This window comes from SAR86 cluster bacterium (assembly GCA_029268615.1).
Classification (GTDB): Bacteria; Pseudomonadota; Gammaproteobacteria; order Magnimaribacterales; family Magnimaribacteraceae; genus JAQWNM01.
The window spans coordinates 1-20,258 of the sequence record JAQWNM010000018.1; the positions used below are offsets into that span (position 1 = coordinate 1).

Consider the following 20,258-nt stretch of genomic DNA (forward strand, 5'->3'; position numbering starts at 1 on the left):
AAAGGTCTATAAAGCATCTGGTTATTTACTATGTTTATAATTTTTTATCTGACAGAATTATCCAAATGGTATTGTTTTCTTGATCTATCTTGGCTTTGTAGAATGCATGAAAAGTGCTATTCAAATAAAATTTAAGTAATAAAATAATTGTATGAATAAAAATTTGAGACTTCCACCAAAAGAACGTCAAAAACTCTTAGAAAAATTCATAGTTAGTGCTGTTGCTCAACGCGGGATTTCAAGAGTAACTCACTCACATGTTGCCGTATTAGCAGACGTTTCAGTTTCAACCGTCCATTTTTATTTTAAACGACGCGAAGACCTAGTTTTTGCAGCAATTAAACAAGTGGAAGATTTTCTCATTGAGATTTTTACTCTAAACCTTGGACAAAATTCAGTTGTAGGCGCCATGACCGATCTGGCTGCAGCTTTTGTTCAAGAAGGCTTTGATAACCCTGAATTGATTCAGGTGTGGCTGGATTGGAGTGCGGGCATTAATCAAAGTGTATGGAGAGACTATCAAGATTTACTTAAAGATCTTCACGAAAGAGTTCGTAAAGTTCTTGCAAGAGGTAAAAGAGAAGGTATTTTACCCAAGGATTTTAATACTATGGCTGCAACAAGACTCTATATAGGGTCTGGACATACATTACAATTAATGATATTTGACGGGGCCAGCAAAAAAGACTTAGTTATATTTCAGAAAAATATGTTGCGTGCTATTTTTCACTCAGGTGACCCTATCCCAAATATCTAGACAAAGAAGCAAAGCTTATAATCTCATGGTAACTAAGCAAGTGCTGAATTATGATGGGTTAAGACAAATAAAAAATTTGCCTGACTTCGTTTTATTAAATCTAGCTAGCTACTTCTTTCCAAACAAAAAACTTCGTTACAATAATAAAACTTAGAATTAACCATATACTAACTCCTAGAGTCGTTGTATTCAAAGCTAACAAAGAAGTTCCATCATTTGCAATATCACGCAAACCAGTAGCAATAACGCTTAAGGGAAGTGCATGAGCAAGTGGTTGTATAAGTTCAGGCATGGAACTAATCGGGAAGAAAATACCTGACAATACAAGTTGAGGAAAAATAACCGCACCAACTATAGGCCTGATAGCTTCTTGAGTTTTTGCGATACTTCCTAAACAAAATCCTAAACAAAGAAAAATAACAGTGCCGAGCACAACCATGCCATATAACGAAAAGAAACTTCCTACAATTTTTATATCTAAAAGTGCTATTGCGAGACTAAGAACTACTGAAATTTGCATTAGGACAATTGCCATTCGGGCTAGAACAATTGAGATAATAAAATCTTTCGGCTGAATAGGAGTTACAAAAAGTCTTTTTAGGATTCCGCGACGTCTATATTCAACTATGTTAAATCCGCTACCAGCGATACTTAAATTCATCAACATAAAAGCCAATAGTCCGGGAAGTAAGAAATCAATGTAACGTTGAGGTCTTGCTTTAACATCTTCAACCTTAAGACTAAACATCGGTTCTACGTTTCTTATCTCTCGCTCGATTGAAAGTAAACTTGCATTAAGCACTTCTTTAATCGCCTCAATCTGTCTTACTTGTGAAGCATCTAACAATAGTTTTAATTCACCATTTTTTTTAAGATAATCAAAGTTTTCTGGTATTACGATAATGGCCGTTTGATCTCCCAAGAACAACTGATTTTTAAGATTGGATTCTTCTCCTTCTGTAATATTAAAGAGAGGGTCCCCCATAACTAGTTCAGAGAAGTTCTTGGATATGATGGTGTTAGAGTTATTTACTAAACCTATATTTATAGGATCTGAGTCTTCTCCTGAAAATAAAAAAGCTCCTATAAAAGCTAGAGGAAAAAAAAGACTAAAGACGATTGATTGACGGTCTCTTAAAAAGATCTTTAAAAATACTTTTGCTAAATGGAGTTGTAAACTTGTAAACATCTTAATCCTTAAGTTTATGTCCTGTAAGAGTAAGAAATACATCTTCTATATTTCCACTTAAAGATTTCTGATGAGATTCTGAAGTATATTTCTTAATTAAGTCATGGGGAGTATCTTCGGCAATTATTTTGCCTTTATCCATAATTGCGATTCTACTGCATAGAATTTCTGCTTCTTCCATATTATGAGTGGTTAATACTATTGTCATCCCAGAAGTATTAAGTTCTTTTACAAGACTCCAGAGATTACGCTTCGCTTGCGGATCTAAACCTGTAGTTGGCTCATCTAAAAATAAAATCTTTGGATTATTAACAAGAGCACACGCAATGGAGAAGCGTTGTTTTTGGCCGCCAGAAAGCTCTTCAGGTTTAGCCTTGGATTTATCAAAAAGATCTACTTTTTTTAATAATTCATCCGAATTAACTTCTTGAGAGTAAAGCTTACTAAAAAGAATTAGTAATTCCGTTAAATTAAGCTTATCAAAGTATTCATTTGCTTGAAGTTGAACGCCTATAATTTCTTTAACTTTAAACGTATTCTTGCTCACATCAATGCCATTAATTAAGGCAGAGCCACCGTCAATATCATTTAATCCCTCTAGCATTTCAAGTGTTGTAGTTTTACCCGCTCCATTTGGACCAAGAATTCCGTAAACCTCGCCAACTTTTATACTAAAGGTGACTCCATCGACTGCATTAAATAATTCTTTTTTATTTCCAGGTTGCGGATAAGATTTAAGAAGGTTTTGTACTTCAATAATATTCATACAAATCTTGTACTCAAAGCCTTCTTGAGAAATTAGCAATACTCATAGCTGTTTCATCGCTTATTTCTATACAACCCAAGAATATTTCAGTTCCATGTATACTTCCCATAACTTGACGACATTGTGCATCTACATTAGCTTCCCTTAGTAACCTATAAAAATTAATACCTTCATCCCTTAATGGATCGCACTCATTAACAATAATATAAGTTGGAGGCAAGCCTTTCACATCATCCAGCGTGCAAAAACCAGGCCATGCAAGGGGGTTCTTGTTATTGAATTCTTCAATTCCATAAACTAAGGCGCCATGAGAAACACCATGCTCACTGTGAAGGCTTAATAAAATTCCTTCGTTTTCTTCCGAAGAAGGGTTTTCTGGTAAAGGCCATTGGCCAGCTATATATGGGCAAAGAGGATACAAACCTGAGATTAAATTTAAAGCGCCTTCCTGTTTAAGACGAAGTCCAGTTGCAATGGTTAAATTTCCGCCGCCACTTTCACCTGCAATGATAATCCTACTAGGATCTATATTAAGTTCACTGTTATGACGATGGATCCATTTAATACCTGAAACGCAGTCGTTTAAGCCTGCGGGGAAAGGTGCTACTTCAGGTGCGGATGAAGCCCATCTTGCGTTTCTAAAATCTACCATAGCCACTGCAACACCTTGCCTTGCTATGCAACGGCCCCATGCTGAGTAAAGCTCATCAAAACAAGAGCTCATTTCCATCCCTCCTCCGTGAATATAATAGACACAAGAAAGAGTTTCATCGGTGTCAGGTCTAATGTATTGAATTTTTATCTTATTGCCATCTGGATTAGATTTAAACTCTTTTGTAGAGGTAACAAGACCAGCACTTGGAATAATTTCTTTGTAATGATCAGAATTATTAATAAGTTCCATTATTTCTTTTCCTGCTATCGAATCATCGGTTTTTTCAAATTCCATTATTTCTTCACGAGACTTAAATCCAGATGGTTGTACTGAATCAAATTCTAGTTGCCCAAATACATCTTTTATCCTTCTATCTATCCTTATATCATTCAAAATTTTATTAGTCATAAGCACTTCCTTGATTAGATTCAACCATATCACATAACTTTACTCACCTTCGAATATTAGCTAGAGGAAATGAATATAGGCTGGAAAGTTAGCCTTTAGCTCTAGGTTTTCTAAATCAATGGGGAGATTGAAGGATTATATCAGATCATATTTTGCCTTTCTTAAGTTTTAACCTATGATGAATAGAAGATTTAAGAGGCCATTATGATGAAAAAACTACTCCTACTCTGCGGACTGTTGATAACAACTAATGGCTGGACAGAAGATGATGGTGCAAACAAAGAATTCTTATCTTTTCTAGATAGCGAATGGCAATATAGATTAAGCCAAAGTCCTGTCTATGCTACTGCTATGGGTATTAAGGGCTATGAAACTAAATGGAGAGATAATTCATTAGAGGCTATTAAAAAAAGAGTTCTCCATATAGAAGCTACCTTGAAGAAGCTCGAAACCTTCAATGCTGAAAACCTTTCTGAATCAAATCAATTAAACCTGCGATTATTTTCTCAGTTAACCGCCACTGATCTAGAGATCAGTAACTTCAATAGACACTTATTGCCCTTTGGTCACAGAGGCGGCGTACAACTGGCCCATGAAGATTCAGAAGTTATTCCACTGAAATCTTTCAAGGATTTTTCTTTTTGGCTTGAAAGACTAAAAAGCCTAGATAAAAGAATTAATCAAACTATTACTTTAGCTAGAATAGGCATACAAATGGGCTATAAACCGCCCAGAGTATTGATGAACAGAGTTTATAGACAGATAGCCTTACAAAGCCAAAGTAGCGTCTTGGATAGCCCTTTCTATAAAATTTTTAAAGACTTACCAGATTCGATATCTAATGCAGATCAAATTATTCTTCGACGTAAAGCCAAAAAAGTTATACAAGAGTCAGTGATACCCTCTTATGTATTACTAGAGGAATTTTTTAAGAAAGAATATTTGGAGCAATCTAGAGAAACCGTTGGTTTGTATGATATTCCAGATGGCAGAAAATTATATGAGGTACTGGCAAAATCGTTTACTACCACACAGCTTTCTCCTAAAGAAATTCATCAAATAGGGTTGAATGAAGTTAAAAGAATAAGAGCCGAAATGGAAGTTGTAATTAAGGACCTAGAATTCGAAGGTTCTTTTAAAGATTTCTTAACATTCCTAAGAGAAGACGAACGATTTTATTATAAAACTTCAGAAGAATTATTTGAGGGCTATCTTGCGGTTTCAAAACGAATTGATCCCGAATTAGTAAAACTATTTGGCAATCTTCCAAGAACACCTTATGGCTTGAGAGCTATTCCTGAGGAATCTGCTCCAGACACAACCACAGCTTATTACATGTCTCCTTCTCCGGATGGGTCAAGAGCGGGCTATTATTATGTAAACCTCTACAAACCAGAAACTAGACCTAAATTTGAAATGGAAGTTCTTTCTGTTCATGAGGCTGTACCAGGTCATCATTTACAGATTTCTTTAGCTATGGAAATGGAAGAAATGCCAATGTTTAGAAGAGTCAGCCCCTACACTGCTTTTGTTGAGGGGTGGGGTTTATACAGCGAGAGTTTGGGTTACGATTTAGGGTTATACAAGGATCCATACTCTAAGTTTGGTCAACTAACCTATGACATGTGGAGAGCAGTAAGATTGGTTGTAGATACTGGGATACATTATTTTGAATGGGATAGACAAAAGGCCATTGATTTCTTTTTAAACAATGCTGGCAAATCAGAACTAGACATTGTTAATGAGATTGATAGATACATAGTCATGCCTGGACAAGCCTTGGCATATAAAATTGGTCAAATGAAATTCTTAAGCTTGAAAGAAAAAGCTAGAGCAGAGATAGGTAAGAATTTTGATATCAGGGGTTTCCATGATGTTATTTTAAGTCATGGAGCCCTTCCCTTAAATGAAGTTGATTCTCTCATTACAAACTATATAGAAGAAAGTAAGGACTAATAATCTTTTCTTTATTTCCTCTTTTTTCTCCAAGTCCAAGGAGGAATTGCATCACTTGAAGACCATACTCCTAATTGATTTGTTTGAGCTAATGTTTGATCTGTATAAAAGGATTTATCCGTGACATGAGCGTCATAAACCCAAGCCATGCCGTTGGAGACCATCATCCTATTGATGTCTTTACCTTTTACATAAATTCTTGCAAGGTCTCTTTTATAACGATCTTGTCCCGAAATATCTGCATCTATCAATTTAGTTTTTAATAATTCTTTTAAAAATTCGGTTGATTCTCTACCGATGGGTTGATCTCTTTCAGGTGCATCAATTTCCAGAAGTCTTATTTTATGAATTTTACCTTTATAAGAGGCATATACTGTATCTCCATCTACTACTTTCGTTACAGACATATCTTTAAGATATTCTCCTGAAACACCGCCAGCAAAGAGCAATATAAGAGATAGGACTAAGGAGAGGTTCATTGTTCAATGTGAATCAAAATTTCACTAATCACTTTCTCTGGCTTATCAACGAATAACCAGTGATCTGCTTCTAACTCAATATTAGTGTAAGGGCCTTTCATAAACTCAGCCATCCTATCTACAGCTACTCTGCCCACAGAAGGATCTTGGTTTCCCCATAGAAAAAGAGTGGGTGTCTTTACTTCTAAGCTGTCAATACTGTCTAGATTTGAAAGACCATTATCTCCTAAAACCCGATACCAGTTTAATGCTGAGGTCAATGCTCCCGGTTCACTGAATACATTAATATATTCTTTCATCTTTTTTGCTGACATACCCTCAAATAATGTCTTAAGGGCACTGAAGTTATTGAAGCTGAAGACGGTTTCCGGTAGCCAAGGAGTTTGAAAAAAAGCGACGTAACTGCTTCTGTCCTGTTGATCAGGGTCATCTTGTAACGCCGCACTAAAAGCTGCTGGATGAGGAAATGATAAAGCAGTCCAACTTGTTATCCTTGAAGGATTAGATAACACAGCTGACCAACCTACAACCGCACCCCAATCATGACCTATTAAATGAAATTCTTCTGCACCTATAGTATCTGCTACTTCAAACACATCATTGGTAAGCTTAGAAATTATGTAGGAGTTTAGCGTTTCGGGTCGAGCAAGCGGACTATATCCACGTTGATCAAATGCGACCACACGATAGCCAGCTTCTTCAAGTGGTTCAATGAGATCTACCCACATAGCTGAAGTAACAGGGAATCCATGTAAAAGAATCGCCACTTTCTTAGAAGAGTCCCCATTAAATCCGGCTATTCTTGCCCTAAAAGTCATCTCCCCTGTACTTATGTTGACTATACCGTTCTCTATATTAGAACTGAAGGTTGGAAGGTCTTTTGTAGCATTAGTGTGAGAGAAATTTGAATCCATTGATTGCTTTGAACCTACTGTAAGAATTATCAACAGTAAGAGGATTAGTAGAAAAACTCCTAGAAATAAATATTTAAAGATTCTTAAAGCCATAATTTCTTCATATTGCTCTTCTTATTAATGAAGTTTAACCATAAAAATTACTCGCTTAGACTATGCGCGTCTTAGCCTATAGATAGCAATTAAGTTTATTGTCATAACGCAAAAATTATCTATCTCATCGTATAAATTAACATCAACATCGACAAATTCATGCCCTTTCTTCTCATAAAAACTATTTATAGACATTTCAGCAACAATATTTGTATTAAAATTGACCGGTCTAAAGTTCTGAGAAGTAGTCTCTAAATGAAGCCAAGGGTTCATAGATGCATTTCCTGCCAAAGTCCAATTTGAACACCCCAAAAGAAAGGATAAGTTAGCAAATCCTACTTTTAAAGGCTTTAATAAATCAGGTAAATTTTTATCATTCTTGAGATAAATTAATGGATCTTTACCACCCCAAAAGAAATTAAAAGAATAGCACCCATCGTCTTGTAGTCTCTTCCAGACATCAAAACTAGCCTTTGGAATTTCCTTACTAGAATTAATTAATGGATCATTTCTTCTCTTTGGAGGGCTTGGTAATTCTTTGGTTATAGAAAAATCTGCTGAGGCACTTACTGTTTCATCCGACCTATACAATGTTGCCTTGATTAAATTCTTTTCAATAATTGAAGAATCAACTCTAAATTCTTCTTTATCATATAAGGGCGAAGTAACCTGACATTTAGCATATCCTTTAGATAACCAATCAACCCCCCAAACTTCAATGATTGGGTGAGCAAGATAAGATGAGATTGTCACTCCAGGCACCAGGCCTCCTTTAAAGCCAAACTCTTTAGCTATTTTATCTTCATGAATCTTATTGTCTGAATCTGGAGCTGTATTAAAGGCCTCCTCAGACCAAGATGATAATTCCATAATCATAACTTCTCCTTTAACCGGTAATACATGAAGTTAATAAAACCTGACAACAATATAGAAGAGAGTTATCACTAATAATAATTTATTCATAGTCATCTCTTTTATCTAATTAAATAATGAAAATTAGTCTTTATTTGGTGCCATTGTTGAAAATTAGCTTACCAGTAACACCATTATTCTTTAAATGGATCAACCATCATAGACCTAAGAGTATTTGAGAAATTACCCTCCACCCCAATATTTTGAATTTTATCATTTTCTTTCTTTGGCCAATAAAAGGTTTTAAAAATATGATCCCATAAAATTAAGTTATTACCATAATTATGATTTGCAATTTCACGTTCAATGTTGTGATGCCATCTATGAAGTTCGGGGCCTGAAAATAAATAATTAAGAATTCCTTGTTTTTGATTAGCATTAATGTGCTGCCAATAGCCATGGACAGTGCTAAAGATTGTAACTAACGCAATTATTTTGGCTTCTGCTCCTAAAAATAATAAAGGAACTACTCCGCAAACCTGAAGCAGCGTTACATCAAGGTAATGAAATCTTGTCGCATTAAACCAATAAAGTTTTTTTGGATTATGATGAATTTTATGAAATCTCCATAATAAAGGAACTTCATGAGAAGCTCTATGAAACCAATACAGCCCAAACTCAGAAATTATTAAAGCAATAACTAATTGAAATACTATATGTAACTCCGTTGGCCATATTTTTAGACCACCTCCAGCAAGCTGGATAGCCATCGATGCAAGAAAAACCTGTAATAATTGACTCTGCAGCAAAATATAATTCACTAAAAAAAGACTAGAATCAGGAAAAAAATTTTCTTTCAGATTTGGCTTCCATTTCTTGAATAATGGGACAAAAATTTCGCCCAAGAACATAAATATCATTGAACCCAGAGAAGCAAACACTAAAACTTGTAATGCACTGTAACCTGATTCTATAAATGAAATTGAGAGACCTATAACAGTAAATATGCAGATTAAATATCCAAATCTAGAAAAGAGAAATCTCATATCTCAAACATGACTTTTGTGGCTATATTTCCATTTTTAGCTAGATCAAAACCCTGCTTATAATCTTGTATCTTACATTTATGACTAATAAATGTATCTTGATCAATAATATTCTTAGATAAAATTTCTAGAGAATTCAGAAATTCTTTACTTGAATAAGCCATAGAAGTTGTGATTTCAAGTTCACGCATTAAAACTGACCTAAAATTTATTAAGGCGTTTTCTTTGTGTAAACCGGCAACAATGATACGAGCATGCGTTTTTGAAATTTCAATAATATTACTAAGTATTTTATGATTTCCAGTGCAGTCTATAAAAGCATCTGTATCAGGTACTTTCATACCAAATACCATTTCTTCTCCATGGAATTCTTTCAAAGTTTGTAAAAAAGTATTCCAATCATCAAAAGCAAGGACAGACTCTAAATTGTTTGCATGCAAAACTCTTAATTTAGATAGATCAATAGCAACTATATTCTTATAACCCAAATAACTTAGTAATGTGACTACAGATAGGCCAATGCAGCCTAATCCCAATACTCCAATTTTTGATTCAGGTCTAAGATTTGAGCGATTGATAGCTCTTAAAGCAACAGCAAAGGGTTCAATCAAAGCCCCTATTTCAAAAGACATTTCATCAGGTAACTTAAAAATATTTTCATTTAAAACTGCATTTCTTACTAACAGAAAATTAGTCATTCCACCCTCTGAACCACCATTACCTATGCTGTTATGATTTCCCATAGGGTTAATTGCTATCCTGTCATTTAAATGAATATCTTTAATGTTAGACCCTACTTCAATTACTACACCAGACATTTCATGGCCAAGGGGCATAGGTTTATCTTGAGGGCCCATCAAGCCTCCTGATGATAGGTAACCCAAATCAGTTCCACATATTCCACAGCATCTAATATCAACAATTAAGTCATCAGAACCAACTATTGGATAATCAATCAAATCTAATGACAATAGATCAGGACCATGAATATTAATTTGTTGAGACTTTTTAGACATTTAATTTATTTTTTGTTTCATCTATCTCGGCTTCTAACCATTTTACTATCCAGCGGTTTGAATTCTTTTTAGATTTTTTTAATAACTTAATATGTATGTCTAAATACATTTTTAATGCTTCTTTATCACCATCATTGGATGAAATAAATATCTCGCATAAATGTATAGCTTTTAAATACTCCGATGAAGCAATCAACTCTTCTATCCTTTTTAAAATCTCTTTTCTATCAATTAAATTATTTAATTCAGAAAAAATGCTTTGAGGTGAATAAGCAAATAATTCTGTTGTTGATTTATGTCTAAACCAACCTGTATATCCTTCATAAATAGAACGAATCACCCATTCAACGGTCCCATAACCTTCTCCAACTGATAATTTCTCTGGTAAAACAGTCGTACTCATCAATTCATACATGTCTCTTCCGTTATTAATGCCTTCTATAGTTTTATTATGAATATAATCAACTGCATCATGTAAATTTTTGACCTCATCATAGATTAATTGCTGATCTTCAATGGGTTTAAAATGACCAGTAATCAAAATATCAGGTTTAAGTTCTAAGACTTTTTTACACATTTCTAGATATGGGATCGCAAATCTAATTCTATCTCCTCGAATAGTACAAAAATTTGGAATATGAGGAAATAAGGGTCCAAAAGAGTTACCTGAAAAAAGAATTTTATGCTGAGGTAGATAAATTAGAAGAGAGTCTAAAGTTTCTCCTCCTGGAACTGAATAAAGCTCTATATTTAGCCCTCCTAATGAAAATTTATATTCATCTTTAAACAAAATATCTGGTTCAGCAACTGATTGAATATCTCTAAAGCCTATTTTTTCTGATCTAGAAATAGCATCATTCATGAGATCAATCATTTCACCAAAAAACTTATAAGAATTTAAAGCCCTTCCTCCCTGGGTTAATGCATCAAAGGATTGATGTTCTATAATATTCTCTTGAGCAATTAGAATTGCATCTGGGTTATATTCTTTGAAAAAGCCTGAGCCTCCAACGTGATCAACATGACCTTGGGTATATATAATATATTTAATTTCATGTTTATTAACTTGATCAAAACAATACTTATGCACTGGAGCCTCAACTCCCAAGCCAGTATTTATTAAAATATTACCCTCAGCGGTTTCAATCAAATAACTATTACTAGCTCCTTCTGATAAATAAATAAAATCATTTATACGAAAAGGTTTTTTCTGACTTGCCGGTTTTATGTCCAGAGAACCAGGTCTTTTATTAATAAGTAACGATCCCATATTCACATGTTAATATATTTATCTATGAGCTACATCTCATTTGATTATTCAAAAGCAAAAATTCTTGTAACTGGCGGAACAAGCGGTATTGGCAAGGCTATCGCAGAAGCTTACTTAGCTTCAGGTGCTGGTGTCACAATTACTGGTACAAAATCATCTCTAAAAGAATACCCAGACATTACAGATAAATTTTCATATATTAAATTAAATCTAGAAGATAAAAAAAGTATTGATAACATTAAAAATTCCATCAAAGAACTAGATATCCTTATTAACAATGGAGGTTTGACTTTCCCAGATGGAAAAAGTGAAGATATTCCTGATATTTTTGATCGAGCAGTTTACATTCACTTAAATAGTTTTTACCGGCTATCAAATTTATTACAACCAGTTTTAAAAAAATCTACTATTCAAGGTGGTGCATCTATCATTGGTATAGCTTCAATGTCGTCTTTCTTTGGTATGCCAATTGTTCCTGGCTATGGCGCCGGAAAAGGAGGATTGGTTCAATTAATAAAAACTTTATCAATGAAATGGGCTGATGACTCTATTCGTATTAATGCAATAGCAGCTGGGTTTATAAAAACTAGAATGACTGAACCAATAGTCAATTCTGAAGAGATGTCGAAAGATATTATTAATAGAATAGCCTTAAAAAAATTTGGAGATCCTGTCGATATTGCCAACGCAGTGTTATTTATGACATCTCCGGCAGCTAGTTATATTACAGGAGAAACTTTGAAGGTAGATGGCGGTTACTCAATATCATCCTGAAAATGTCAAAAAAAATTAAAATTAAGGATCTAAAAAACCCTTGTCTTACGGAATTTCAACAAGCAGCAAAAGATTATGGAGAAACTGTTAAATTAGAATTAACAGCAGAAGCTGTCATCAATAATGCAAGTAATAATACAGGACTAAAACACTTTGGAAGTGAAGATTTTTTAGAAAGACTTAATATCTTAATGCAATCAATTTCAAATGATAAGGGATTGGCAGGAATTGGAAAATTAGGAATCTTTAATGACCAAGTAAGATATGCAGAAAATAGATTAAAGTTTGAAAAATTTAAAAAAGAATTTCCTCAGTATAAAAATGAGGTTATTACACAGCCCATTATTATTATGGGTTTACCTCGATCAGGAACAACTCATCTACTTAATCTTATAGCATCAGACACACGGCTAAAATCTATACCATATTGGGAGAGTTTAAGACCATTTCCAGAAAATTTAAGCGATTTAAATCCTAACAACGATCCAAGAAAAGACTTAGCTTTCAAAGAATATAAAAATTTCTTGCAAACCATGCCTTTACTTAAATCAATGCATGATATGCATCCAAACCATATTCATGAAGAAATTGAACTCCAAGCTATGGATTTTTCAACATATTTGCCTGAATGGTTAGCTTATGTTCCAGAATGGAGAGATTACTACTTAAAAAATGAGCAAATACATCATTACAAATATCTAAAGGATATACTAAAAGCAATGCAATTCATTAAAGGTCCTAAAAGATGGGTGCTTAAATCTCCTCAACATTTAGAGCAAATAAATCCCCTAATAAAAACTTTTCCAGATGCAACTTTTGTAATTACTTATAGAGATCCTTTATCAGTTGTATTATCGACAGCAACCATGCTTTCATATGGAGATAGACTGAGACGATATAAAGTTGAGCCCAAAACTAATTTTAATTATTGGCATAATAGAATAAAAATACTCTTACAAAGATTCACTAAAGATTATGAAGCAATTCCTCTGAAGCAAAGATGTGACGTCTTTTTTAATGATCTTATAAAAGATAATCTAGGAAGTATAAAGAATATATATTCAAAAAATTTCTTAGCATTAAATAATTTAGCTAGTGATGAAATTCAAGAATATATCGCTTTAAATAAAAGAGATAAGCATGGTCAGGTAATCTATAATTTAGAGGACTTTGAAGTTAACAAATCAGAGTTTTATAAATCTTTTGAATTTTATTATAAAAAATTTAATGTATTCAAAGAGTTTAAATGAGGGGAAATCGTGGCAACAATATGGCAACACATTTCTTAGCTATGTGGCAACAATAACAACTCATATGGCAACATTTTAGATAGAAAAGCCCTGAAAGGTTTAATTAACAAGGCTTATTAGAAATTGGCGTCCCCTAGGAGAATCGAACTCCTGTTGCCGAGATGAAAACCCGGTGTCCTAACCGCTAGACGAAGGGGACTTTATGAAATGAGCATTTTAGGGAGAGCAGAGCAATAGGTCAATCCCTATTCCACCGAAGAAAACTCACTTCGTGATCGAACATAATTTATTGCAGCGCATAGAATGACGCTGAATATAAGCCCATACCAAAAAATACTCGTTGAGAATAAATCAGTTATTTCAGGTAACTGTATAAACCTGACCTCCTCAGAACTGCTGACCATATTAGGCCATGGCTTAAGTCGATCCATAAAATTGGAATAAAATATATTAGTAGACAATGCCACCCTTTCGAGAACTACTATGCTTACTAGAGGCAAAATAGCTCCAATAATGGGTTTTTTAAAAAGCGCCCCGGCAAACATAAGCCATGCGATGATAGGAAGACTCCAAAGACCTTGCACCCAAAGACTTAAAATGACCTTCATCCAGTCTGTAAATGAATAAGCCTCCCAAACCCACCCAAAAGAAACTATATTTGAAAAATAGAAAAATATTGAAACAGCTAATAAAGAAAAAAGATGCAGCGCAACTAAAGCCGGCAATACAACCAAAGGCGCTATTATGACCGCAACTAATATTTTACTAAAAATTATATTTGCATCGGAGACAGGAAGAGACCTCCAAAAAATAATACTCTTATCCTTTCTTTCATCATAGAAAGTTGACAGGCTATACGAAGCAATGGCAAAACTCATAACCACCAACATTGGTAAACCTAAAACAATTAGTCCTGTCCTTATAATTTCTAATTTAGTATTGGAGTCTATGGTTTTCATATAAGTCACGACATCTGGATCGGCGTAAATTAAAGATGTAAACGTAAACTGGCTAGTTTTAATTTCTGCAAATCCAAGATACACAAGCACTACAATAGAACATAAAATAATGCCTACAATCCAAGGAGCGTATACAAGACCATACTTATATTCTTGTATCTCCCGACTTATTAAGGTTAATAGATTACTCATTGGGTTTTCTCCAATGACTTTTTATTTTCCATTAAAGCCATAAATAAATCAGCAATAACTGGCGGCCTTACTTCTCCTAGCTCGCTCAATGCAGATTCTTGAACATTTTCAAATATATGCACCGGCCTGCCTAAGTCATTTCTTATATGGACCGGGCCTAATTTTTCAGCCTGTTCAATCATGCTAGCCTTGGGTCTGAGTTCTAAATACCTCTCATTGATATTTTCTATGGAATCGGTCATGATAATTTTTCCCTGATCAAGAAAAACAACATCTGATAAAACTCCCTCTATCTCTTCTACTTGGTGTGTGCTGATTAAGATGGTCTTATTGCCATCAAAATAATCATCTATGAGTTGTGAGTAGAATTCTTTTCTATAGACTAAATCTAGACCTAAAGTAGGCTCATCTAATACTAAAAGTTCAGCATCTATAGCCATCACAATGGATAAATGAAGTTGCACTACCATGCCCCTTGAAAGGGTCTTAATCTTAGAATTAGATTTAATATTAGTATTAGCTAATATGCTTCTCGCTTTGGCTAGATCAAACCTTGGATGAACGCCATCAACGTAAGTCAATAATTCCTTTACTTTCATCCACTTCGGAAGAACAGCTACATCGGTAATAGAGCAAACTTTCTTTAAAAGATCATGCCTATTTTTTGTTGGAGAGAGACCCAATACTTCTAAATCACCTTCTGTTTCTACCAACCCTAAAACGCTATGTAGAAAAGTAGATTTACCTGCTCCGTTTGGACCAATTAGTCCTAAAATCTGTCCTGAATAAACATCTAAGTCAAAATTTGAGAGCGCATTGTCGTTATCGTACTTCTTTTTAACGTTTCTAGCTTTAATGATTAATTTCTTATCCACTTTTTTTCCTCTTTTGAACTAAGTCAAGAATATCAATATCCAATTGCTCTGCTTTTCTGACTGCGGCTGGCCAATCTCCCTTAAGAAACTTATCTCGTTCCAATTTAATCAACTGGTTTTTTGCAGATTCAATGATAAACATTCCTAACCCTCGTCTTTTTTCGACGATCTTCAAATCGACAAGCTCTTGATAGGCCTTTGATACTGTCAGGGGATTAACACCACCCTCTACGGCCATTTGCCTGACTGAGGGTATCGGGTCTCCAGTAGTTAGCACTCCATCTATAATAAGTGAAACGACATGATCACGTACTTGCTGATAAATGGGTTGATCGCTATTCCAGTGCATTTAATGTTACCTTTATGAGTTCAGTGTATTAGTTTAGTAATACACATACAAGAATTGATTTAATTCTTTAATTTCTCTTGAATAGAAGCAATCACTCCCCTTAAGATACTTGACTCCATAGTATCTAAATCTGTTCTTTTAAACAGGCGTCTTACTCTTTCTAACAGCTTTCTTGGATTTTTAGGATCGTAGAAATCAAGTTCCAGCATTAAGTCATCAATATGGTTGAGTAATAATTCTATTTCTTGATCTGTTGCGATTGGAACATCCCATTCTTGTTTGGGATCTTTGCTAATTACTTCCTTTATGGCCAATCGTAATTCATAAGAGATTATTTGGACTGCTTGGGACAAATTCAAAGAAGAGTATTCTTCGCTAGTAGGAATATGAATATGAAGATTGCATCTACCCAATTCTTCATTGGTTAGCCCCCTGTCCTCCCTTCCAAACAGAATAGCCACTTTTTGTTTTTTGTTAATAACTCGATCAATAATTTCTTTAGTTGCCTCTTTAGGCTCTTTTAATGGCCAAGGAATTTTTCTATTTCTAGCACTCGTACCTACAATAAAATTGCAATCCTGAATAACTTCGTCTAGAGATTGAGCTACTCTAGCTGAATTTACCACGTCTATAGCTGCCTTGGCTCTATAAGTAGCTATGTCATTTGGAAAATCCTTAGGATTTAATAAAGTTAAATTATTGAACCCCATGTTCTTTATGGCTCTAGCTGAAGCTCCTATATTGCCAGGGTGGGAAGTATTAATTAATACAAAACTTGTGAATCGGTTAAAAAGATTAAACTGCTCAACTTCGGATAACATAATTTATTCTAACAGTTAAATGCTACGCTTCTGATAGAATAGTGTTTTTTAAAAATACCCCATGGAAGCAAAAGTTAATATCGCTTTAGAAGCAGCTAGAAAAGGAAGCAAGGAACTATTGTGGTTCCTTGATCAATTAGATAAGTTAGACGTCATTGAAAAAGGACCTGCGGATTATGTCACGCAAGTAGATGTTAAAGTTGAGTCAATTATTATTGAAGAGCTTCAAAAGACTTTTCCTGATCATAATTATATTTCTGAAGAAGCGGGAGAGATAAAAGGTTCATCTGATGAAGAAGAATATACCTGGATCATTGATCCGTTAGATGGAACAACGAACTATATTCATGGATTTCCGTACTTTGCAATCTCTATTGCCTGCTTAAAAAAAGAAAAGCTACAACACGCAGTTGTCATCGATGTAACAAGGCATGAAGAATATACGGCAAGCAGAGGAAAGGGATGCTTCTTGAATGATAAAAGAGTAAGGGTTAGTAACAGAAAGGATCTAAAAGGAGCTTTGTTGAGTAACTCTTCTCATGAATCAGCACTAGATACATTTAGACATGACAATATTGCCACTTTTAGAGCTCTATACTCTCATGGTTTAACAATCAGAAGAACCGGCTCTGCTGTTCTTGATATAGCAAATGTAGCTGCCGGAAGGTTAGATGCTTTTTGGGGAAGTGGCCTAAAATCATGGGATCTAGCGGCAGGCGCTTTATTAGTTCAAGAAGCTGGCGGGCTAGTAAGTAATTTTCAAGGAGAAAATAATTTTCTGAAAGGGGGCAATATCATATGCTCCACTACTAAATGCTTCAAACCTATGTTGCAGTCTATAAAACCACACATAACTCAAATCGAAGATTAAGGTAGAGGGTTTGTATCTTCTTCTGTATTTTCACTAAATAAATCATCGGATTTAAATTTAGTTACTATCAAAACATTGGAAAGAATATAGATGGATGAATAGGTTCCAATTATAACGCCAACGATTAATGCCAATGAGAAGCTTTTTATTAACTCACCACCTAGAAAATAAAGCGAAAAAAGTACTAAAAGGGTTGTTAAAGAAGTTATCAAAGTTCTGCCCAAGGTCTGATTCAAAGATTGGTTAATAACAAAAATTGGATCTTCATCTCTCATCTTCCTAAAATTCTCTCTAATCCTATCAGATACAACAATCGAGTCATTCAAGGAGTAACCGATAACTGCCAGAACTGCAGCTAAAACTGTTAAATCAAAATTAAATTCAAATAATGAAAATATTCCGAAGACTAATAAAACATCATGTATTAGAGCCAATACCGCGGCTAAAGCAAATTTAGATTGAAATCTAAAAGCGATATATATCATCATCAAAAAAAGAGCTAACAACATAGCGGATCCACCATCATCTCTCAATTCGCTTCCTATTTGAGGACCTACATATTCATTCCTTCTTAAGATGATCTCTTGACCGGCAATATCAGATCTCAAGGCATCTGTTATCTGGGTACCTAGTTGATCGGACGCAAATCCAGCCAACTTTATAAGCACATCTTGATTTGATCCAAATGTGGCCACTTCAACTTCCTCAAACCCAGAATCGCTCAAAGTTTTTCTTATAGACTCTACATTCGCTGGCTCTGGATAATGGAGCTCGACAAGAGTACCTCCAGTAAAATCTAGCCCCAAATTAAGTTGCTTAAAGATTAAAGAACCTAAAGATAAAATCATTAAGGAAATGGAAACGCTAAGCGCTATTTTCCTCAAGGACATAAAATCTATTTTTTTCATCCTATAGCCACTCTTTGTAAATTCTTCCTTTTTCCATAAATCAAAGTAACTAAAGCTCTGGTTCCCATAATAGAAGTAAACATTGAGGTTAATATTCCTATTGATAAAGTTACTGCAAAGCCCTTAATTGGTCCTGTGCCAAATGAATAAAGAATAATAGCCACCAAAAAGGTTGTTAAATTTGCGTCCCATATAGTTATAAAAGCTCTATCATACCCAGCGACAATTGCCTCAAATGGTTTTTTTCCTGAATTTAACTCCTCTCTAATTCTTGAAAATATTAAGACATTGGCATCTACTGCCATACCAACCGTTAAAACAATACCGGCAATACCAGGTAATGTTAATGTAGCGGATAGAAAAGACATCGCTGCGACTAGAAGCATTATGTTTAACGATAGAGCGATACTGGCAACGACGCCAAACACTCTATAATAAATTAATATAAAAAGAAGAACGAGTGACATCCCAAGTTGCATAGACATTAATCCTGATTGGATATTTTCAGCCCCCAAACTTGGGCCAACAGTCCTCTCTTCTACAAAGCGCATTGGCGCTGCTAAAGCACCTGCTCTGAGCAACAATGCAAGTTCCGACGCTTCACCAGTATTACCGACACCTGTAATACGAAATCCTGTCCCTAAAGCTGCTCTAATAGTTGCTAAACTAATAATTTCTTTGATCTCATAAGTTTCTTGAATAGGCACTAACTCACCTGAAACATCATCTGTATATTTTGTCCTTACACGCTGCTCAACAAATAGAACTCCTAACTTCCTGCCTATTTCTCCTCGTGTTGCCCTATGCATCCTTGCCCCGCCTTGTCCATCCAAAGTTATATTAACTTGGGGAAAGCCATTCTCATCAAAACCAGATTGGGCTGTTGATACTTGATTTCCGGAAATGATTATCTCGTCCTCTAGCTCTGCTGAAGTTTGACCACTTCCTTCTTTGAATTTGAAAGTTGTCTTTCTTGATCTTGGAGTATCAAAATTGGCTTCGAGCCTAAATTCTAGAGTAGCTGTCTTTCCTAATATCTTTTTTGCTTCAGCAGTATCTTGAATTCCAGGCAATTGGACTACTATTCTATTAGCACCTTGTTTCTGCACCAAAGGTTCTGAAACTCCTAACTCATTAACCCTATTTCTTAAGGTGGTAAGATTCTGAGATATTGCATCCGCTATTATCTCATCCAAAGCAATCTCACTTAGATTCAATGATAGTGATAAATTCTTGGAATCTTCCAATGGTTCAAATTGCAAATAATCCTTTCTTATAATATTGAATGCATTTAAATAGTCTTGTTCTGATGTAAAGCCTAAGAAAATAGACTGATTATCATCAACATATGCTGCTTTGTATTTAATTTTATTTGATCTGAGTACTCTTTTTAGATCCTGAAGAACTCCATTCTGCCTGTTTGTCAAAGCTGTTTGAGTATCTACCTCCATAAGAAAATGCACCCCTCCTCTTAGATCTAAACCCAATTTCATAGGATGTGCATTGATATTGACTAACCAATCTGGTGTTGTTGGGGCTAAATTAAGGGCAACTATTACGTCATCACCCAAATCTAAGGCAAGTTTAGCTCTAATTCTAAGTTGCTCTTCAGAAGATGAAACTCTAACTAATACAAAATCATTACTTACTTCTATTGAATTAGACACATCAGAACTTTCATCTGTTAGAGATTTTTTTATTCTAGTTACTAAGTTTTCATCAGGGGATTGAGAGCTACTTATGTATGAGATTTGGACTGCAGGATCAGAAGGATAAATATTAGGTAAGGCATATACCGCTCCAATAATAAGAACAAATAATATAAGTAAATACTTCCAAGCGCTGTAGATCATGTTAC

20 protein-coding genes and 1 tRNA gene are annotated in these 20,258 nt (G+C 34.7%); 5 read left to right on the forward strand and 16 right to left on the reverse strand.

Translation table 11 applies throughout. The annotated features are described in order from the left end of the window. Positions 1–151 precede the first annotated feature (151 nt). Entirely contained in the window at positions 152–757 is a 606-nt protein-coding gene (locus tag P8J93_08695; GenBank protein MDG2061877.1) for a TetR/AcrR family transcriptional regulator, read from the forward strand. Positions 758–857: 100 nt separating this feature from the next. Here the strand turns inward: P8J93_08695 and P8J93_08700 are convergent, their stop codons facing one another. The 3 genes from P8J93_08700 to P8J93_08710 are packed head-to-tail and all read right to left on the reverse strand — an operon-like array spanning position 858 to position 3,775. Further along, positions 858–1,946 carry an ABC transporter permease gene (locus tag P8J93_08700; protein ID MDG2061878.1) on the reverse strand — a complete coding sequence of 363 codons (1,089 nt, stop codon included), beginning with the start codon at positions 1,944–1,946 and terminating at the stop codon, positions 858–860. A 1-nt stretch (position 1,947) separates the two neighbouring features. Beyond that, positions 1,948–2,712, reverse strand: coding sequence for an ABC transporter ATP-binding protein (locus P8J93_08705; protein MDG2061879.1), 765 nt, complete (start codon positions 2,710–2,712; stop codon positions 1,948–1,950). Positions 2,713–2,725: 13 nt separating this feature from the next. Next, a complete protein-coding gene (locus P8J93_08710) occupies positions 2,726–3,775 on the reverse strand; it encodes an alpha/beta hydrolase (GenBank protein ID MDG2061880.1) in 1,050 nt (349 codons plus the stop codon). Positions 3,776–3,979: 204 nt separating this feature from the next. Between P8J93_08710 and P8J93_08715 the strand changes: the two genes are divergently transcribed. Beyond that, entirely contained in the window at positions 3,980–5,731 is a 1,752-nt protein-coding gene (locus tag P8J93_08715) for a DUF885 domain-containing protein (protein ID MDG2061881.1), read from the forward strand. Positions 5,732–5,742: 11 nt separating this feature from the next. Here P8J93_08715 and P8J93_08720 read toward each other — a convergent pair whose 3' ends face one another. The 6 genes from P8J93_08720 to P8J93_08745 form a co-directional block, all read right to left on the reverse strand. Then, complete coding sequence (locus P8J93_08720) at positions 5,743–6,210, reverse strand: thermonuclease family protein (protein ID MDG2061882.1); 468 nt, start codon at positions 6,208–6,210, stop codon at positions 5,743–5,745. Continuing rightward, complete coding sequence (locus tag P8J93_08725; protein ID MDG2061883.1) at positions 6,207–7,217, reverse strand: alpha/beta hydrolase; 1,011 nt, start codon at positions 7,215–7,217, stop codon at positions 6,207–6,209. The genes P8J93_08720 and P8J93_08725 overlap by 4 nt, the downstream gene beginning before the upstream one ends. Before the next feature lie 60 nt (positions 7,218–7,277). Beyond that, positions 7,278–8,093: a hypothetical protein gene (locus P8J93_08730; GenBank protein ID MDG2061884.1), complete on the reverse strand. Its 816-nt coding sequence runs from the start codon at positions 8,091–8,093 to the stop codon at positions 7,278–7,280. Between the two features lie 170 nt (positions 8,094–8,263). Then, complete coding sequence (locus tag P8J93_08735; GenBank protein MDG2061885.1) at positions 8,264–9,115, reverse strand: sterol desaturase family protein; 852 nt, start codon at positions 9,113–9,115, stop codon at positions 8,264–8,266. Beyond that, positions 9,112–10,131 (reverse strand): alcohol dehydrogenase catalytic domain-containing protein, encoded by a 1,020-nt coding sequence (locus tag P8J93_08740; GenBank protein MDG2061886.1) that lies wholly within the window; start codon positions 10,129–10,131, stop codon positions 9,112–9,114. Before P8J93_08740 ends, P8J93_08735 begins: the two co-directional genes overlap by 4 nt. Then, a complete protein-coding gene (locus tag P8J93_08745; protein MDG2061887.1) occupies positions 10,124–11,401 on the reverse strand; it encodes an MBL fold metallo-hydrolase in 1,278 nt (425 codons plus the stop codon). Before P8J93_08745 ends, P8J93_08740 begins: the two co-directional genes overlap by 8 nt. A gap of 24 nt (positions 11,402–11,425) precedes the next feature. Here P8J93_08745 and P8J93_08750 point away from each other — a divergent pair, with 24 nt between their 5' ends. Together P8J93_08750 and P8J93_08755 are read left to right on the forward strand one after the other, a co-directional pair. After that, the gene (locus P8J93_08750; protein ID MDG2061888.1) at positions 11,426–12,175 is read left to right on the forward strand and encodes an SDR family oxidoreductase; all 750 of its coding nucleotides are present in this window, start codon (positions 11,426–11,428) and stop codon (positions 12,173–12,175) included. A 2-nt stretch (positions 12,176–12,177) separates the two neighbouring features. Further along, the gene (locus P8J93_08755; protein ID MDG2061889.1) at positions 12,178–13,425 is read left to right on the forward strand and encodes a sulfotransferase; all 1,248 of its coding nucleotides are present in this window, start codon (positions 12,178–12,180) and stop codon (positions 13,423–13,425) included. Between the two features lie 124 nt (positions 13,426–13,549). Here P8J93_08755 and P8J93_08760 read toward each other — a convergent pair. From P8J93_08760 to P8J93_08780, 5 genes are all read right to left on the reverse strand, one after another. Continuing rightward, positions 13,550–13,624, reverse strand: a tRNA-Glu gene (locus tag P8J93_08760). 46 nt (positions 13,625–13,670) lie between these two features. Then, entirely contained in the window at positions 13,671–14,576 is a 906-nt protein-coding gene (locus P8J93_08765; GenBank protein ID MDG2061890.1) for a hypothetical protein, read from the reverse strand. Next, a complete protein-coding gene (locus tag P8J93_08770; GenBank protein MDG2061891.1) occupies positions 14,573–15,451 on the reverse strand; it encodes an ABC transporter ATP-binding protein in 879 nt (292 codons plus the stop codon). Before P8J93_08770 ends, P8J93_08765 begins: the two co-directional genes overlap by 4 nt. Continuing rightward, positions 15,444–15,800 (reverse strand): GntR family transcriptional regulator, encoded by a 357-nt coding sequence (locus tag P8J93_08775; GenBank protein ID MDG2061892.1) that lies wholly within the window; start codon positions 15,798–15,800, stop codon positions 15,444–15,446. Before P8J93_08775 ends, P8J93_08770 begins: the two co-directional genes overlap by 8 nt. A 59-nt stretch (positions 15,801–15,859) precedes the next feature. After that, entirely contained in the window at positions 15,860–16,621 is a 762-nt protein-coding gene (locus P8J93_08780) for an RNA methyltransferase (protein ID MDG2061893.1), read from the reverse strand. A 61-nt stretch (positions 16,622–16,682) separates the two neighbouring features. Between P8J93_08780 and P8J93_08785 the strand changes: the two genes are divergently transcribed. Next, positions 16,683–17,492, forward strand: coding sequence for an inositol monophosphatase family protein (locus tag P8J93_08785; GenBank protein ID MDG2061894.1), 810 nt, complete (start codon positions 16,683–16,685; stop codon positions 17,490–17,492). Here the strand turns inward: P8J93_08785 and secF are convergent. Both secF and secD read right to left on the reverse strand, forming a co-directional pair. Continuing rightward, entirely contained in the window at positions 17,489–18,400 is a 912-nt protein-coding gene (gene secF, locus P8J93_08790) for a protein translocase subunit SecF (GenBank protein ID MDG2061895.1), read from the reverse strand. The genes P8J93_08785 and secF overlap by 4 nt on opposite strands. Beyond that, complete coding sequence (gene secD / locus P8J93_08795; GenBank protein MDG2061896.1) at positions 18,397–20,253, reverse strand: protein translocase subunit SecD; 1,857 nt, start codon at positions 20,251–20,253, stop codon at positions 18,397–18,399. The genes secF and secD overlap by 4 nt, the downstream gene beginning before the upstream one ends. Between the last annotated feature and the right edge of the window lie 5 nt (positions 20,254–20,258).

Bases quoted from the DNA above. Each gene is read 5' to 3' on its own strand.
- P8J93_08750 (MDG2061888.1), top strand. From the start codon at position 11,426: ATGAGCTACATCTCATTTGATTATTCAAAAGCAAAAATTCTTGTAACT.
- P8J93_08785 (MDG2061894.1), top strand. From the start codon at position 16,683: ATGGAAGCAAAAGTTAATATCGCTTTAGAAGCAGCTAGAAAAGGAAGC.
- P8J93_08740 (MDG2061886.1), bottom strand. From the start codon at position 10,131: ATGTCTAAAAAGTCTCAACAAATTAATATTCATGGTCCTGATCTATTG.
- P8J93_08765 (MDG2061890.1), bottom strand. From the start codon at position 14,576: ATGAGTAATCTATTAACCTTAATAAGTCGGGAGATACAAGAATATAAG.
- P8J93_08710 (MDG2061880.1), bottom strand. From the start codon at position 3,775: ATGACTAATAAAATTTTGAATGATATAAGGATAGATAGAAGGATAAAA.
- P8J93_08745 (MDG2061887.1), bottom strand. From the start codon at position 11,401: ATGGGATCGTTACTTATTAATAAAAGACCTGGTTCTCTGGACATAAAA.
- P8J93_08780 (MDG2061893.1), bottom strand. From the start codon at position 16,621: ATGTTATCCGAAGTTGAGCAGTTTAATCTTTTTAACCGATTCACAAGT.
- secF (MDG2061895.1), bottom strand. From the start codon at position 18,400: ATGAAAAAAATAGATTTTATGTCCTTGAGGAAAATAGCGCTTAGCGTT.
- P8J93_08725 (MDG2061883.1), bottom strand. From the start codon at position 7,217: ATGGCTTTAAGAATCTTTAAATATTTATTTCTAGGAGTTTTTCTACTA.
- P8J93_08755 (MDG2061889.1), top strand. From the start codon at position 12,178: ATGTCAAAAAAAATTAAAATTAAGGATCTAAAAAACCCTTGTCTTACG.
- P8J93_08705 (MDG2061879.1), bottom strand. From the start codon at position 2,712: ATGAATATTATTGAAGTACAAAACCTTCTTAAATCTTATCCGCAACCT.
- secD (MDG2061896.1), bottom strand. From the start codon at position 20,253: ATGATCTACAGCGCTTGGAAGTATTTACTTATATTATTTGTTCTTATT.
- P8J93_08735 (MDG2061885.1), bottom strand. From the start codon at position 9,115: ATGAGATTTCTCTTTTCTAGATTTGGATATTTAATCTGCATATTTACT.
- P8J93_08700 (MDG2061878.1), bottom strand. From the start codon at position 1,946: ATGTTTACAAGTTTACAACTCCATTTAGCAAAAGTATTTTTAAAGATC.
- P8J93_08695 (MDG2061877.1), top strand. From the start codon at position 152: ATGAATAAAAATTTGAGACTTCCACCAAAAGAACGTCAAAAACTCTTA.
- P8J93_08720 (MDG2061882.1), bottom strand. From the start codon at position 6,210: ATGAACCTCTCCTTAGTCCTATCTCTTATATTGCTCTTTGCTGGCGGT.
- P8J93_08715 (MDG2061881.1), top strand. From the start codon at position 3,980: ATGATGAAAAAACTACTCCTACTCTGCGGACTGTTGATAACAACTAAT.
- P8J93_08730 (MDG2061884.1), bottom strand. From the start codon at position 8,093: ATGATTATGGAATTATCATCTTGGTCTGAGGAGGCCTTTAATACAGCT.
- P8J93_08775 (MDG2061892.1), bottom strand. From the start codon at position 15,800: ATGCACTGGAATAGCGATCAACCCATTTATCAGCAAGTACGTGATCAT.